This is a genomic window from Flavobacterium pedocola (assembly GCF_053764385.1).
In genome coordinates, this window is record NZ_JBSNCR010000001.1 from 494707 (window position 1) to 509196 (window position 14490).

A 14490-nucleotide genomic window follows, 5' to 3' on the forward strand; every position below is an offset into this window, starting at 1 on the left:
AATAGAGTATAGAAAGATGAATAAAATAGAGAACCCGATAGAGAAAGATTGGTCATTATTGTTGAAACGACCGGTTGTTAATGTTAAGAATATTGAGGAAACGATAAAGGGAATTTTTAAAGAAGTTGAATTAAAAGGGGATAAGGCAATTAAAAAATATACTTCCTTTTTCGATGGTGTGTCATTGGATGCACTTCAGGTTTCGAAAGAAGAATTTGATTTGGCTGAAAAAAACGTTTCAAACGATTTAAAACAAGCCATTAAACAGGCGAAAGCAAATATTGAAAAATTCCACGCCGCTCAGAAAACTGCTAAAATTGAAACAGAAACAATTGAAGGAGTATTTTGTTGGCAGGAAAAAAGGCCGATACAAAAAGTCGGTTTGTATATTCCAGGGGGAACAGCGCCTTTATTTTCAACGGTTTTGATGTTGGGAGTTCCGGCTCAGTTGGCAGGATGCAACGAGATTATTTTGTGTTCACCTGCTGATAAATCCGGTAACATCAATGCTGCGATTCTTTACGCGGCTAAACTTTGCGGCATTAAACAAGTTTATAAAGTTGGTGGTATTCAGGCGATTGCAGGAATGACATTCGGCACCGAAACATTGCCTAAAGTGTATAAAATATTTGGCCCCGGTAATCAATATGTTACGGCTTCCAAGCAGTTTGCAACTCAATTTGGTGTAGCGATCGATATGCCGGCAGGTCCTTCTGAACTGCTTGTGTTTTCGGATGATAGCGGAAATCCGGAGTTTATCGCTTCTGATTTATTGAGTCAGGCGGAACACGGAACCGACAGTCAGGTTATTTTGGTTTCAACGTCAAAAAAAATGATTGCTAAAGTTGAAAATCAGGTAGTTGAGCAATTAAAGAAATTGCCGAGAAAGGAAATTGCTGAAAAAGCGATTGAGAATTCAAAACTGATTTATGTAAAAAATGACGAAACAGCTTTGTGTTTAATCAACGAATACGCGCCGGAACACTTCATTGTTTGCAGTGAAAACGAAGCGTTTTTCATTGACGGAATTCAAAATACGGGTTCGGTATTCATTGGAAATTATACTCCTGAAAGTGCCGGGGATTACGCTTCCGGAACAAATCACACCTTGCCGACCAATGGGTTTGCTAAAAATTACAGTGGTGTAGGGATAGATAGTTTTATGAAGACTATGACTTTTCAGAAAATCTCTGTAAAAGGAATCCAAAATCTTGGCAATACAATAGAAATAATGGCAGAAGCAGAAGGATTACAGGCACACAAAAATGCAGTAACCGTTCGTTTAAAATCGTTAGACAATGGAAATTAATCAGTTAGTACGTAAAAATATTGCGGCAATGCAGCCGTATTCGTCCGCAAGAGACGAATTCAAAGGGTCTGGTGAATCCATGCTTTTTCTGGACGCTAACGAAAGCCCTTTTGAAAATGGCATTAATCGCTATCCTGATCCGCAACAGAAAGCAGTAAAACGTGTTTTGTCAAAGCTGAAAAACATCAGTGAAAAACAAATGTTGCTGGGAAATGGTAGTGACGAAGTGCTCGATTTGCTTTTCAGGGCGTTTTGTGAACCGAATCAGGATAGCATCATTACGTTAGTACCAACCTACGGAATGTATAGTGTTCTTGCTGATTTAAACGCTGTTGAAAATCGTAAAATTCAGCTTGACGAAAATTTTCAGCCGACGCTTTCGCAGATTCTGGAAACGGTTGATGCTACGACGAAAATGATTTTTCTGTGTTCGCCAAACAATCCGACCGGGAATACTTTTGAAGAAGAAACCGTTTTGCAATTACTGTTGAAATTCAAAGGATTGGTGATACTCGATGAGGCGTACATCGATTTTTCAGATAAAGAAAGCTGGTTGAGAAGAATTAATGAATTTCCGAATCTTGTCATTGTTCAGACGTTGTCAAAAGCATACGGAATGGCGGGGATTCGTCTTGGGATTTTGTATGCTTCGGAAACGATCATCAGTGTTTTGAATAAGATAAAACCGCCCTACAATCTGAATATATTGTCACAGGAAAAAGCAATGAGCATTTTGCTTTTTTCAGAATCAGTTAAAAGTAAAATTGATTCTATTGTAAATGAAAAGCATGTGTTACTTAAAGAATTGCTTCAAATAAATTTTATTCAAAAAATATATCCCTCCGATACTAATTTCCTGCTGATAAAAGTCGATGATGCTAATTTACGTTACCGTCAATTATTGGAAAAAGGTATTGTAATCCGAAACCGAACCAATGAACCTTTGTGTGAAAATTGCCTGCGTATCACCATCGGAACTAATAATGAAAACCGCAAGCTTATTACTGCTTTAAAAACTTTAGAATGAAAAAGAAAGTGCTATTTATAGACCGCGACGGAACATTGGTTTTGGAACCAAACAATTATCAACTGGACAGTTTTGATAAGCTTGTTTTCTATCCGTTTGCGTTACAATATCTGTCAAAAATTACTAAAGAGCTTGATTATGAAATAGTAATGGTGACCAATCAGGATGGGCTTGGGACATCCTCTTTTCCGGAAGAAACTTTTTGGCCCGTTCAGAATCTCATTATAAAGACTTTTGAAGGAGAAGGCGTGACTTTCGATTACATTTTCATAGACCGCAGTTTTCCGGAAGACAATGCGCCAACCCGAAAACCAAACACGGGAATGTTAACCGGTTACCAAAACAATCCGGCTTACGATTTAGTCAATTCCATAGTGATTGGAGACAGAATTACCGATGTCGCTCTGGCCAAAAACTTAGGTTGTAAAGCTATTTTCATTAATACGGAGGAAAACCTTGGAAGTAATGAGATTTCATATTCTGCGGATGAATTGGCTACTGATGTGGTTTTAACGACAACTAGCTGGAAATCAATATATGAGTTTTTGAAATTGGAAGAACGTTCCGCAGCTGTTTCCAGAAAAACCAATGAAACGGATATCATGATAACGGTAAATTTAGATGGAACCGGCAAAAGTAAAATCGATACCGGATTGGCTTTTTTCGACCACATGCTGGATCAGATTGCGCGTCACGGACAAATCGATTTGGACATACAGGTAAAAGGTGATTTACAGGTAGATGAGCACCACACCATCGAAGATACGGCTATTGCATTGGGGGAAGTTTTTGCCAAGGCATTAGGGGATAAACTGGGAATGGAACGATATGGTTTTTGTCTGCCGATGGACGATTGTCTGGCGCAAGCAGCAATTGATTTCGGAGGCCGAAACTGGCTGGTTTGGGATGCCGATTTTAAGCGCGAAATGATTGGACAAATACCTACTGAAATGTTTTTTCACTTTTTTAAATCGTTTACGGATGGTGCCAAAGCCAACCTGAATATTAAAGCGGAAGGTACAAACGAGCACCACAAGATTGAAGCGATTTTCAAAGCGTTTGCCAAAGCCATAAAAATGGCCGTAAAACGAGATACTGAAAAAATGATTTTGCCTACAACTAAAGGGATTTTATAAATGAAGACAGTTATTATAGACTATGGGGCCGGGAATGTTCAAAGTGTTTTGTTTAGTCTGGAACGCCTTGGATATGAAGGAATTGTGAGCAATGATCCTAACGAAATCCTGGCAGCGGATAAAGTAATTTTTCCGGGAGTTGGAGAAGCAGCCAGTGCAATGAAACAATTGAAAGCTAAAGGTTTAGATAGTTTGCTGCCGACTTTGACACAGCCGGTTTTGGGAATCTGTTTAGGGATGCAACTGATGTGCAATTTTTCAGAAGAGGGAAATACAAAATGTCTCGGGATATTTGATGCTGAAGTTGTACGTTTTTCAAACAACGTAAAAGTGCCTCAAGTGGGTTGGAATACCATTTTCAATTTAAAATCTAATCTGTTTAAAGGTGTTTCAGAGGATTCATATCAATATTTGGTACACAGCTATTTTGTTCCTAAAGCTGCTCAAAGTATCGCAAAAACGTGCTATGGTATTGAATATGAGGTCGCTTTACAGAAGGATAACTTTTACGGCGTTCAGTTTCACCCGGAAAAAAGTGGCAGTGTAGGCGAACAGATTCTGAAGAATTTTCTGAAACTATAGAGAATTCCAAATTACCGAATAACCAAATAACCAATTTACAATGAGAATTATACCAGCAATAGACATAATCGACGGAAAGTGCGTACGATTGACCAAAGGCGATTATACAACCAAAAAAATATACAATGAAAACCCGTTGGAAATAGCCAAAGCCTTTGAAAACAGTGGAATACAGTATTTGCACCTGGTAGACTTAGACGGTGCAAAAGCTGCTAAAATTGTGAATTATAAAGTTTTAGAGCAGATAGCTTCGAAGACAAATCTGAACATTGATTTCGGTGGTGGCATTCAATCTGATGAAGATTTGAAAATCGCTTTCGATTCTGGTGCCAAACAGATTACCGGTGGAAGTATAGCTGTAAAAAAGACCGAAGTTTTCAAGCGATGGATCAGTGATTTCGGTGCGGATAAAATTATTTTGGGAGCCGATGCACAAAACAGAAAAATTGCCGTTTCAGGGTGGATGGAACAAAGTTCCGAAGATATTGTTCCGTTTATTCAGAAGTATCAAAAGTCAGGTATTAAGCATGTTATCTGCACGGATATCAGTAAAGACGGGATGCTGCAGGGGCCAAGCTTTGATTTGTATAAAGAGATATTGGAATCGGCTTCCGATGTAAAACTGATTGCTTCCGGGGGGATTTCAACCATTGATGAACTGCCTGAATTAGCCAAATTAGGCTGTGAAGGCGTAATTATAGGTAAAGCGATTTATGAAAACCGAATCTCACTGCAACAATTGGAAAAATTTATCCTTCAAACACTTTAATTATGCTGGCAAAAAGAATCATTCCGTGTTTGGATATTAAAGACGGACGAACCGTAAAAGGAGTAAATTTCACAGACCTCAAAGATGCCGGTGATCCGGTAGAATTGGCCAAAAAATATGCAGCATCCAGAGCCGATGAATTGGTATTCCTGGATATTTCAGCTACAGAAGAACGCAGAAAAACATTGATCCCATTGGTTAGAGAAGTAGCCCGATCGATCAACATCCCTTTTACTGTAGGTGGAGGAATTTCGTCTGTAGAAGATGTAAAACTGCTGCTGCAAAACGGGGCGGATAAAATTTCCGTGAATTCATCGGCAGTGAAAAACCCGCAATTAATCAATGAATTGGCAGAAGCCTTTGGAAGTCAATGTATTGTTGTGGCAATCGATGCTAAGCAAATTGACGGTACATGGAAAGTGTATTTAGTAGGTGGTAAAATAGCAACGGATCTGAATTTATTCGACTGGGCCAAAGAAGTAGAAATACGAGGAGCAGGTGAAATATTATTCACTTCCATGGATCATGACGGAACTAAAAAAGGCTTTGCCGATGAAGCTTTAGCTCAGCTTTCCGAAACGGTGAACATTCCGGTTATTGCTTCAGGTGGTGCCGGAAACTGTGATGATTTTGTCAAGGTTTTTACCCATGGAAAAGCGGATGCAGCTTTAGCCGCCAGTATTTTTCACTTTCAGGAAGTTACAATTCCGGAGCTAAAGAAAGAACTTGAAAACAACAAAATAGCAATTCGATTATAAGTTATGAATATAGATTTTACAAAAAATAGCGACGGACTTATACCGGCAATCATTCAGGATGCCTTGACAAAAAATATTTTGATGTTAGGATACATGAACGAAGAAGCCTATCAGCAAACCATTGAAACAAGGAGAGTAACGTTCTTCAGCAGAAGTAAAAACAGGCTGTGGACAAAAGGGGAGGAAAGCGGAAATTATTTAAATCTTATTAGTTTAAAAACTGACTGTGATAACGATACACTCCTGATTCAGGTCAAACCACAAGGACCGACATGTCACACAGGAACGGATACTTGCTGGGGAGAAGAAAACCAGCAAACATTTGGGTTTTTATCTGAATTGGAGAAAACGATAAAAGACAGAAGAGAGAATCCTTCAGAGGACAGTTATGTTGCTTCGTTATTCGAAAAAGGCATCAATAAAATTGCCCAAAAAGTAGGAGAGGAGGCCGTTGAAGTGGTGATAGAAGCAAAGGATGCCAATGACGATTTGTTTTTAAATGAAGCAGGAGATTTATTGTTTCACTATATGATTTTGTTGCAGGCCAAGGGATTTCAGCTTGAAGATGTTATTCGAATTTTGAAATTGAGAGCGAAATAATTTTAGAGATGAAATAAAAATATTCGTACTTTTAAAAGAAAAATATGATCTCAAAAGCGACGCTGGATTTTTTAATTAAGCTGAAAAATAACAACAACCGCGAATGGTTTACCGATAATAAGAAAGAGTTTCAACAACTTGAAAAAGAGTTCAAGTCTTTTGCCCAGGAAGTTGTTACCGATTTGTCCAAAACAGACAGTATTGATAAAATCCAGATGTTCAGGATTTACCGTGATGTTCGTTTTTCTAAAGATAAATCGCCTTATAAGACTAATTTCGGTGTGGCTTTAGGAAGAACAAAACCGTTGTTGCGCGGCGGTTATTACCTGCACATTGAGCCGGGCGGATGTTTTATCGGTGGAGGATTTTGGGAGCCAAACGCGGAAGATTTAAACCGAATCCGTAAAGAGTTCGAGATGGACGATACCGAAATCCGAAAGATTGTTGCGGATAAAAATTTCGTAAAAACCTTTGGTTCTTTGCAGGGTGATGAACTGAAAACGGCTCCAAAAGGATTTGATAAAGAACATCCTGCCAACGATCTGATCCGTAAAAAACAATATCTGGTAATGCGAAAATTCACGGATAAAGAAGTGTTGGATAAAAATTTCAAAGCTGAAGTCATTGCGACCTTTTTAGCCATGCGACCATTTTTCGATTACATGAGTGAAGTTTTGGGAACTAACCTGAATGGAGAAAGTATTTATTAATCAAATAAGAATAGTTTATGAAAAATTTAATGATTGCTTTAGGACTTGCCTTTGTTTTAGGGTTGGGTTTTTCATGCTCGACAATGTCCGGCAGCAGCACAGGTACTTCTACAACTAATAACGGGCTTACCGCAGCAGCCTGGCGTTTGGTGAAGTTTGACGGAAAAGTCATAGATAGTACAACTTTTACCAGAACACCTGAAGTTCGTTTCTGGGTGGGTTCAAAAGTTACAGGAAATGACGGATGTAATTTAATAACAGGTACTTACAGCGTTCAGGGTGATAAAATTCTTTTCGGTAATATGGCCGGAACCAAAATGGCCTGTGTGAACACGAATTATGAAAATTACAATCGGTTTTTAAATCGTACCGATAAATTTAAAGTGGATAACAACAAACTTTATTTTTATGAAGGAACAAAAGAACTGATGAGTTACATTAAAAAATAAAAAAAGCTGTCGTAATTGACAGCTTTTTCGTTCTTGGTATTTATTGTTTTTGGTTGTGGTACTATTCAAGAGTCAGGATTTGTACCTGATTTTTTAAGCGTTCAATCAGCATGTTCATCATTCTTTTGTTGATGTTTGAGGAATTTTTGATGTAGTCTTTGTATTCGTCTACCGTAAAAAGCCCGATGATAATCCCTTTTAATGAGTTTCTGAATTTAATGTCCCGCTGGATCACATTTTCGATGTAAGCCATTTTCTTTTCCGGCGATAAAGAGAAGAATACATTCTTCTGTTTGATGGCATAATTCAGGAAAACTTCAACAAAAAGTTCGTTCTGTAAAACCAGTATAGGTCGTAAAGTCCTGTTCTGAAAAACTTCTTCAGAGGTAGACTGAGCCGAAATCGTTCCAAGAGGTTCTCCTCTCAAATCAATAAGAAATGTGTCGCGATTTTCCATGGTTTCTATCCTTTGTATTAAAATTACTAAATCTGAAATGCTGATAATCGACACATTTAAAAAGTTATTAGTAGTTTAGTGTTGAAAACTTTTAGTATGAAAACTTCCAAAATTTTTGTGACCGTTGATACTGTCATCCTTAGAAAATCAACCGATTATGAATTGCTTCTGATCAAACGTAAAAACGAACCTTTCAAGGATTGTTGGGCGCTTCCGGGCGGTTTTGTGGATGAAAATGAAGATTTAAAAGCCGCTGCCATCCGTGAACTTGAAGAAGAGACACAAATAAAAACTACTGATTTAGAACAGGTTGGAGCTTTTGGAAAACCGTTCCGTGATCCCAGAGGCCATATGGTATCTATTGCTTATTTCGGAATTGTCCCTGATACGACCGAAGCCATTGCGGCTGATGATGCGAAAGAGGCCGGTTGGTTTTCCATAAAAGATTTGCCAAAACTCGCTTTTGATCATTCAGATATTGTAACTTTGTCCTTACAGAAACTTACGTTATGAACTACCAGACCAGAAAATGGGTTCGCCCAGAAGATTTAAACGCTAACGGAACATTATTCGGAGGGAAATTGTTGTCCTGGATTGATGATGAAGCGGCGTTGTATTCCATTATCATCTTGAAAAACAATCGTATAGTAACCAAATTCATGTCGGAAATCAACTTTATGAGTTCAGCACGTCAAGGTGATATTATCGAAATCGGTCTGGATATTGTAAAATTCGGTAAAACCTCTATTACCATGCGTTGTGAAGTTCGTAATGTGATGACAAAGGCCGTAATCATTACGGTTGATGCAATAACAATGGTTAATTTAGATAGTTTCGGACAGCCGGCAATTCACGGCAAAACGGTAATTGAAACCGAAGAATAATTAATACTCGATTTTTATTGCACCGGTTTCGTTGATTTCCATATCGAAATAGTGAACCGAAGCCAGAATATGATCGAAGATATCGGCCATGATGTGTTCGTATTCCACTAATCGTTTGTCGTTTATGAACGCGTAAATCTCCAAAGGCATACCGTTTTGGGTAGGCTGCAACTGACGACACATAAACATCATATTCTTATTGATTCCGGGATGACTGGCGATATATTGATCGATATATTTTCTGAAAATCCCGAAGTTGGTCAGGTTTCGTCCGTTAATTAAAACTGATTTATCAATGCCGTTTGCCTGATTGAATTTATTGATATCCGTCTGACGATGGTTCAGATACGGAGCAATCAATTGTATTTTCTTCAGGTTTTCAATCTCATCCTCAGTTAAAAAACGGATACTGCTGGACTTCAGTAAAATGGATCGTTTTAAACGTCTTCCGTCTGAATCCAACATCCCGCGCCAGTTCTTAAACGAATCAGAAATCAGGAAATATGTTGGGATTGTGGTAATTGTATTGTCAAAATTCTGCACTTTTACCGTAGCCAGGTTGATTTCGATTACATCTCCGTCGGCACCGTATTTTTCCATGGTAATCCAGTCACCAATGCGAACCATATCGTTTACGGTTACCTGAATACTGGCCACAAAACCTAAAATGGTATCACGGAAAATCAATAAAATCAACGCCGAAACAGCTCCTAAAGTGGTAAACAGCGTTTTGAAATTGGTGTCGAAAAGGGTCAGGATGAAATAACTGATTCCGTAAATCCACAAACAGATCATGATTACCTGAATGTAGCTGTCAATCGGTTTATCTTTGTATTTCGGCTGGTCTTTAAGATAATCCTTTAAGGAATTGAAAATACTTCGGATGATCCAAAGTGATAATATAATAATGTAGAATTTCACGCCTTTGGAAAAAATACCTTCCCAATACACAAAATCCTTCATAATAATAGGAACCGTTTTGTGAATGAAGAAAAGCGTAAAAAGGTGTGCTACATATTTAGCGGTTTTGTTGGCTACCAGAAAATCATCAAAAGTTGATTTTGTCCGGGCGGCAACAATAGCCATCAGGATAATCAATATCTTTTTAAAGATGTAATCGATAACATAAGCGGTGATGATCAGGATGATAATATTAATGGCCAAATTGGAATAATCAGCCCAAATTTCGCTGAATCCCAATTCCTTAAATATTTTATACGCCCAATTAAAGATTTTCATGAATACAATTATTACAACTATTACTTAATAGTAACAGCATTTAGATGTCCTAATTTACAATATTTTTTTCTCTACATAAAATGTTCCGAAAGGCAAAACCGATGCCACGCAAACAATACCGTATTTTTTCCACGGCCAGTTTTCTTCCATTTTAAACATGGTAGCCAATACGATATACGCGATAAACAATAAACCGTGGGTCATGCCGACAGGGAAGAGTAGGGCTTTGTATAATTCAAGATCATTAGGTTTTATGAAAAGCATATTACCAAATAAAACCAATAGGGAAACGCCTTCAAGAAGCGCGATAATTTTAAATAAACGACTCATAAACAGGTTGTTGATGTTGTGAAGTTAGTGGGATTGTTGATAAAAATCAAAAATCAAGTCAAAAATAAGCCAGAAAACCTTAGAATTGACAGTATTTAACTAAAACTTATAAAAAAACTACGCGTTTGCGTAGTTTTAATATTATGTAAAATAGAACGATGTTTTCTGATTAAAACGCCTGAAAAGCATTGTTGTATTCTCTTAAATCAGAGATGTTGTTTTTGTTTTTCAAATCCGTGAAAAGATTTAAAAGATAATCCAAACTCTCAAGATTATTTTCGTTGCTTGAAGAATCGTCGTTGTTTTCTTCGAAACCTTCAATCGGCTCATCATCTGGAATGGCAATTAAAAAGGCACCGTTTTCTTCAATATGCTCATAAGCCAAACGTATAGCTTTTACTAAAACCGGATTTTGTTCCTCCAGAGCGTATTCTCTTAATTTTTTCAAATCCGTCACTAAAGTATTAGCATCAAATCCGTTTTTAAACAAATCTAACTGGATTTTATTGACTAGTTTTTGAGCAGTAGGGTTTTCCACGATAGTATAGTTGATTAGTTATTTAATTTTGGTGCGCAAATTTATTAATTAAATAAAAGTTATCATAACATTTTGATGATGTTTTTTAGCAGTTTTATTGATATCTTATTTTGAACTATAATATACATTATGTAAAATATAATTTTATTTGTTTGATGTGCAATATTCCTTTTACTTTGTAATAAAACCCGGTTTTAATGATATACATCCTATTGAGTATCCTTTGCAGTGTTGCGGTGGCCGTGCTTTTAAAATATGCCAAACGCTTCCCTGTGGCCGTTGAACAGATTGTAAATACCAATTACATAGTTGCGCTCGGGCTTTGTTATTTTATTTTTAAGCCGGATTTTCAAATACTGCAAAATTCGGCGCCCTGGAAAATTTATTTTCCTTTATGGATTTTATTGCCCGTAATATTCCTGATTCTTGCCATGTCCATAAAATTTATCGGAATTGCCAAAACAGATATTGCACAACGATTGTCTTTATTCATTCCGATACTCGCATCGTATTTTATTTTTCAGGAAAATATTAGTCTTTTAAAGTTTCTGGGATTAGCCTTAGGATTTACTGCCATCTTACTTACGCTTTATAAAAAAGATTCTACTGATACCAAAACCGCCAATTGGCTTTATCCGATGCTAGTTTTTTTGGGTTTTGGAGTTATTGATGTATTGTTTAAACAAATTTCAGCAACAAAAGAAATTCCGTTTACCACATCGCTTTTTGTTGTTTTTTCAGGAGCTTTTGTCGTGGCAACATTGATTAGTCTATTTTACATAATTAAAGGAAGGTCCAAATTTCAATTGAAAAACATCAACTGGGGAATTTTACTAGGCTTTCTGAATTTCGGTAACATTTTCTTCTATCTTAAAGCACATCAGGCGTTTGCGGATAATCCATCTACAGTATTTGCAGCCATGAACTTCGGAGTTATTGCTTTGGGAAGTTTTATTGGTGTGGCAGCTTTTGAGGAAAAATTGAGTAAAATAAATTACATAGGAATTGCGTTAGCCCTAACAGCGGTAATCATAATAACGCTTTCGCAGGTTTATTCTTAAACATTATCTCCTTCCCTCCTTTTTATATTTATAAGAAATTAGTACTTTTAGAGCATAATGATTTTGAAATTAACTATCTTAAAATCAACAATCAAATAACTGAAAACGTTATGAAAAACCCAATTGCAGAACGAATTGCCGACTTTTTAAAGCATTATCCACCTTTTTCCAGTTTAAATTACGTGGAATTGGTAGCAATCGCTGAACATATTAAGGTCGTTTATTTAGAGAAAAATCAGATTTTGTTCAAAATTGGGGATCCTACTCACGATTCCTTTTATGTAGTGGCTTCAGGCGCGATTGGTTTGTCGGTTATTTCAGATGCGGAAGAAACCTTAATTGACAAATGTGACGAAGGTGACATTTTAGGTTTAAGACCGTTCTTTGCCAAAAACAATTATCTGATGACGGCAAAATCGCGTGAAGACTCGATTGTGTATGCCATTCCAATTGAAACCTTTCGTCCGTATGTAGCCGGAAACACTTATGTTTTAAGCTTTTTACTGGAAAGTTTTGCTTCGAATACCCGAAACCCTTACGATAAAGACAATCGCGGAAAACTGATTTCTGAAAACGCTATTTTCAACGAACAAAGCGCTACGGATATTCAGTATTTCCAACCGATTAAATATACTAAAAACCCAATAACGGCAAGTACTCACGACGTGGTGCGCCATATTGCTCAAACGATGTCCAGTCGTCAGATCGGAAGTGTGATCATTCATGAAAACCAGATGCCTATTGGTATTGTGACCGATTTTGAACTGACTTCTAAAATTGCTACAGGCCAGTTCCCTATTGATACAACGGTAGATAAAATCATGACTACGCCTGTCGTGACGGTACCTGAGAACATTTCGATCGCCGAAGCCCAAATGATGATGCTGAAACACAACGTCGGTTATTTATGCGTAACCCGTGACGGAACTGAAAAAAGTACCATTACTGGGATTATTTCGGAACATGATGTGGTAGCTGCTCAGGCCAATAACCCGGGTGTTCTGTTAAAGCAGGCCAAACGTGCCAACCGTTCAAAAGAACTGAAAATTGTACGTGATAAATTAACCGATCTGATTCAGAATTCCATTGATAAAAACATTCCGATTTCTCACATTACAAGCGTTGCGAGCGAAATCAACAACGCTATTACCCGAAGAGCTATAGAATTAGGTGTTGAGAAAATCGGTGCTGCACCCGTTCGTTTTGCCTGGTTTACTTTAGGAAGCCAAGGCCGAAGAGAACAGCTTTTGATGACGGACATTAATAACTCCATTATCTTTGAAGATGTGCCTTCGGAACAATACGATGAAGTGAAAAATTACTTTTTAAGATTGTCTGAACGTGTTTTGGAAACTTTTGAAAAGATTGGTTTTGAAAGAAGTCCTCAAGGTTCAAATTCGAATAATGAATTATGGTGTAAATCATTGACTGACTGGATAAAACAATACAACACTTGGATTAACACTCCAGGTGAAAAAGGCATTCATTTAAGCACAATTTTCTTTGATTACGATTTCGTTTTCGGTGATCCTTTTATCGAAAAAGCATTGACAGACGACATATTTGCCAAAGCAGATAACAATCAATTGTTCTACGCTTTTTTAGGGACCGATGCCATTAAAAAGCCGGCGCCGTTAGGATTCTTCCGTCAGTTTTTATTGGAACAGGATGAAGAACATAAAGACACCTTTGATATCAAGAGCAGAGCAATAACCCCATTGGTGGATGCCGCTCGTGTTTTTGCCATAAGCAAAGGGATTAAAGGCATTACAAATACCTATCAGCGTTATAAAAAACTAGCCGATCTGGAACCTCAGAATGCCGATTTGTATTTAGAATGTGCGGAAGCCTTTCATACGTTGCACTGGTTCAGAACGGAAGAAGGTTTGAAAACAGACTCAGGTGGCCAATACATCAACCTTGAAGAATTAACTAAAGTTGATAAAGTCAAATTAAAGAATTGTTTTCAGCCGATTAACGATATTCAGGATTTGATTAAAAACCGTTTCCAATTAACATATTTCACATAAAAGATGCTAGACTGGTTAACAGGTAAAGGAGACCCCGAATTTTGGAAGAAGTATTCCGAATCTTTTGATAAGGCGGATGCCAATGCTCCGGTGCGTTATATTGTTTTTGATTGTGAGAAGACCGGACAGGATTGGAAAGAAGATCAGCTTTTGTCCATTGGTTGTATCGGTGTGCAAAATGATGCCATCGCTATCGGTGATTTTTTTGAAACTTTTATTGAGAATGCTCATGAAGTGCATCAGAATGAAGCTGTTGAGAAATTATTCAAAGCCAATATCGAATCAATTCCCGAACCGGAAGCTATGGTTCAATTTATAAGTTTCATTAAAAATGCCACTCTGGTTGGACACAGCACCAATCTTGACATCGAAATGATCAATCAGGCGTTAAAAAGAATGAATCTGGGCAAACTCAAAAATGAAGTCATCGATATCAATGTAATGCATCAGCGTCATAAAAACCTTTCTGAAGACCAGCACAATACTTTAGATCAATTGTGTGATATTTATAAAGTTAAGAAAAACAGCCGCAGTACCGCTTCAGGAGATGCTTATTCCTCCGCGCTGGTATTTCTGAAACTCCGAAGAAAACTTAAAATGAAATAATTTGG

At 37.4% G+C, this 14490-nt stretch carries 18 protein-coding genes; 14 read left to right on the forward strand and 4 right to left on the reverse strand.

Annotated features, from left to right (window positions below; translation table 11 throughout):
- Positions 1-16: 16 nt before the first annotated feature.
- The 9 genes from hisD to ACWPKD_RS02420 are packed head-to-tail and all read left to right on the forward strand — an operon-like array spanning position 17 to position 7340.
- Entirely contained in the window at positions 17-1309 is a 1293-nt protein-coding gene (gene hisD, locus ACWPKD_RS02380) for a histidinol dehydrogenase (RefSeq protein ID WP_455411075.1), read from the forward strand.
- Positions 1299-2336 (forward strand): histidinol-phosphate transaminase, encoded by a 1038-nt coding sequence (gene hisC, locus ACWPKD_RS02385; RefSeq protein WP_455411076.1) that lies wholly within the window; start codon positions 1299-1301, stop codon positions 2334-2336. Before hisD ends, hisC begins: the two co-directional genes overlap by 11 nt.
- A complete protein-coding gene (gene hisB, locus ACWPKD_RS02390; protein WP_455411077.1) occupies positions 2333-3472 on the forward strand; it encodes a bifunctional histidinol-phosphatase/imidazoleglycerol-phosphate dehydratase HisB in 1140 nt (379 codons plus the stop codon). Before hisC ends, hisB begins: the two co-directional genes overlap by 4 nt.
- Positions 3473-4054 carry an imidazole glycerol phosphate synthase subunit HisH gene (hisH, locus tag ACWPKD_RS02395; RefSeq protein ID WP_455411078.1) on the forward strand — a complete coding sequence of 194 codons (582 nt, stop codon included), beginning with the start codon at positions 3473-3475 and terminating at the stop codon, positions 4052-4054.
- A 40-nt stretch (positions 4055-4094) separates the two neighbouring features.
- Positions 4095-4823 (forward strand): 1-(5-phosphoribosyl)-5-[(5-phosphoribosylamino)methylideneamino]imidazole-4-carboxamide isomerase, encoded by a 729-nt coding sequence (hisA, locus tag ACWPKD_RS02400; RefSeq protein ID WP_455411079.1) that lies wholly within the window; start codon positions 4095-4097, stop codon positions 4821-4823.
- A 2-nt stretch (positions 4824-4825) separates the two neighbouring features.
- Positions 4826-5581 carry an imidazole glycerol phosphate synthase subunit HisF gene (gene hisF / locus ACWPKD_RS02405; protein WP_455411080.1) on the forward strand — a complete coding sequence of 252 codons (756 nt, stop codon included), beginning with the start codon at positions 4826-4828 and terminating at the stop codon, positions 5579-5581.
- Between the two features lie 3 nt (positions 5582-5584).
- Positions 5585-6181 carry a bifunctional phosphoribosyl-AMP cyclohydrolase/phosphoribosyl-ATP diphosphatase HisIE gene (gene hisIE, locus ACWPKD_RS02410; protein WP_455411081.1) on the forward strand — a complete coding sequence of 199 codons (597 nt, stop codon included), beginning with the start codon at positions 5585-5587 and terminating at the stop codon, positions 6179-6181.
- A gap of 44 nt (positions 6182-6225) precedes the next feature.
- On the forward strand, positions 6226-6891 hold the full coding sequence (locus ACWPKD_RS02415) for a DUF2461 domain-containing protein (RefSeq protein ID WP_455411082.1): 666 nt from the start codon (positions 6226-6228) through the stop codon (positions 6889-6891).
- A 17-nt stretch (positions 6892-6908) separates the two neighbouring features.
- Positions 6909-7340 carry an META domain-containing protein gene (locus ACWPKD_RS02420; protein WP_455411083.1) on the forward strand — a complete coding sequence of 144 codons (432 nt, stop codon included), beginning with the start codon at positions 6909-6911 and terminating at the stop codon, positions 7338-7340.
- A 61-nt stretch (positions 7341-7401) separates the two neighbouring features.
- Here the strand turns inward: ACWPKD_RS02420 and ACWPKD_RS02425 are convergent, their stop codons facing one another.
- Positions 7402-7797 (reverse strand): glyoxalase, encoded by a 396-nt coding sequence (locus ACWPKD_RS02425; RefSeq protein WP_455411084.1) that lies wholly within the window; start codon positions 7795-7797, stop codon positions 7402-7404.
- A 96-nt stretch (positions 7798-7893) separates the two neighbouring features.
- Here ACWPKD_RS02425 and ACWPKD_RS02430 point away from each other — a divergent pair, with 96 nt between their 5' ends.
- Together ACWPKD_RS02430 and ACWPKD_RS02435 are read left to right on the forward strand one after the other, a co-directional pair.
- Entirely contained in the window at positions 7894-8310 is a 417-nt protein-coding gene (locus ACWPKD_RS02430; protein WP_455411085.1) for an NUDIX domain-containing protein, read from the forward strand.
- Entirely contained in the window at positions 8307-8681 is a 375-nt protein-coding gene (locus ACWPKD_RS02435) for an acyl-CoA thioesterase (protein ID WP_455411086.1), read from the forward strand. Before ACWPKD_RS02430 ends, ACWPKD_RS02435 begins: the two co-directional genes overlap by 4 nt.
- Here ACWPKD_RS02435 and ACWPKD_RS02440 read toward each other — a convergent pair whose 3' ends face one another.
- The 3 genes from ACWPKD_RS02440 to ACWPKD_RS02450 all read right to left on the reverse strand — a co-directional run bounded on the left by ACWPKD_RS02440 (position 8682) and on the right by ACWPKD_RS02450 (position 10788).
- Positions 8682-9920, reverse strand: a complete 1239-nt coding sequence (locus ACWPKD_RS02440) for a mechanosensitive ion channel family protein (RefSeq protein ID WP_455411087.1) — start codon at positions 9918-9920, stop codon at positions 8682-8684. It abuts the gene before it with no gap.
- Positions 9921-9974: 54 nt separating this feature from the next.
- Positions 9975-10250 (reverse strand): DUF3817 domain-containing protein, encoded by a 276-nt coding sequence (locus ACWPKD_RS02445; protein ID WP_455411088.1) that lies wholly within the window; start codon positions 10248-10250, stop codon positions 9975-9977.
- Positions 10251-10419: 169 nt separating this feature from the next.
- Positions 10420-10788, reverse strand: coding sequence for a hypothetical protein (locus ACWPKD_RS02450; protein WP_455411089.1), 369 nt, complete (start codon positions 10786-10788; stop codon positions 10420-10422).
- 197 nt (positions 10789-10985) lie between these two features.
- On the opposite strand from ACWPKD_RS02450, the gene ACWPKD_RS02455 reads away from it, so the two are divergent.
- The 3 genes from ACWPKD_RS02455 (at position 10986) to ACWPKD_RS02465 (ending at position 14485) form a co-directional block, all read left to right on the forward strand.
- A complete protein-coding gene (locus tag ACWPKD_RS02455; protein WP_455411090.1) occupies positions 10986-11849 on the forward strand; it encodes an EamA/RhaT family transporter in 864 nt (287 codons plus the stop codon).
- Positions 11850-11959: 110 nt separating this feature from the next.
- Positions 11960-13879 (forward strand): DUF294 nucleotidyltransferase-like domain-containing protein, encoded by a 1920-nt coding sequence (locus tag ACWPKD_RS02460; protein WP_455411091.1) that lies wholly within the window; start codon positions 11960-11962, stop codon positions 13877-13879.
- 3 nt (positions 13880-13882) lie between these two features.
- Positions 13883-14485 (forward strand): 3'-5' exonuclease, encoded by a 603-nt coding sequence (locus ACWPKD_RS02465; protein ID WP_455411092.1) that lies wholly within the window; start codon positions 13883-13885, stop codon positions 14483-14485.
- Positions 14486-14490: the final 5 nt, after the last annotated feature.

Bases quoted from the DNA above. Each gene is read 5' to 3' on its own strand.
- hisD (WP_455411075.1), top strand. From the start codon at position 17: ATGAATAAAATAGAGAACCCGATAGAGAAAGATTGGTCATTATTGTTG.
- hisA (WP_455411079.1), top strand. From the start codon at position 4,095: ATGAGAATTATACCAGCAATAGACATAATCGACGGAAAGTGCGTACGA.
- hisB (WP_455411077.1), top strand. From the start codon at position 2,333: ATGAAAAAGAAAGTGCTATTTATAGACCGCGACGGAACATTGGTTTTG.
- hisC (WP_455411076.1), top strand. From the start codon at position 1,299: ATGGAAATTAATCAGTTAGTACGTAAAAATATTGCGGCAATGCAGCCG.
- ACWPKD_RS02425 (WP_455411084.1), bottom strand. From the start codon at position 7,797: ATGGAAAATCGCGACACATTTCTTATTGATTTGAGAGGAGAACCTCTT.
- ACWPKD_RS02455 (WP_455411090.1), top strand. From the start codon at position 10,986: ATGATATACATCCTATTGAGTATCCTTTGCAGTGTTGCGGTGGCCGTG.
- hisIE (WP_455411081.1), top strand. From the start codon at position 5,585: ATGAATATAGATTTTACAAAAAATAGCGACGGACTTATACCGGCAATC.
- ACWPKD_RS02415 (WP_455411082.1), top strand. From the start codon at position 6,226: ATGATCTCAAAAGCGACGCTGGATTTTTTAATTAAGCTGAAAAATAAC.
- ACWPKD_RS02440 (WP_455411087.1), bottom strand. From the start codon at position 9,920: ATGAAAATCTTTAATTGGGCGTATAAAATATTTAAGGAATTGGGATTC.
- ACWPKD_RS02430 (WP_455411085.1), top strand. From the start codon at position 7,894: ATGAAAACTTCCAAAATTTTTGTGACCGTTGATACTGTCATCCTTAGA.
- ACWPKD_RS02420 (WP_455411083.1), top strand. From the start codon at position 6,909: ATGAAAAATTTAATGATTGCTTTAGGACTTGCCTTTGTTTTAGGGTTG.
- ACWPKD_RS02460 (WP_455411091.1), top strand. From the start codon at position 11,960: ATGAAAAACCCAATTGCAGAACGAATTGCCGACTTTTTAAAGCATTAT.
- ACWPKD_RS02465 (WP_455411092.1), top strand. From the start codon at position 13,883: ATGCTAGACTGGTTAACAGGTAAAGGAGACCCCGAATTTTGGAAGAAG.
- hisF (WP_455411080.1), top strand. From the start codon at position 4,826: ATGCTGGCAAAAAGAATCATTCCGTGTTTGGATATTAAAGACGGACGA.
- ACWPKD_RS02435 (WP_455411086.1), top strand. From the start codon at position 8,307: ATGAACTACCAGACCAGAAAATGGGTTCGCCCAGAAGATTTAAACGCT.
- ACWPKD_RS02445 (WP_455411088.1), bottom strand. From the start codon at position 10,250: ATGAGTCGTTTATTTAAAATTATCGCGCTTCTTGAAGGCGTTTCCCTA.
- hisH (WP_455411078.1), top strand. From the start codon at position 3,473: ATGAAGACAGTTATTATAGACTATGGGGCCGGGAATGTTCAAAGTGTT.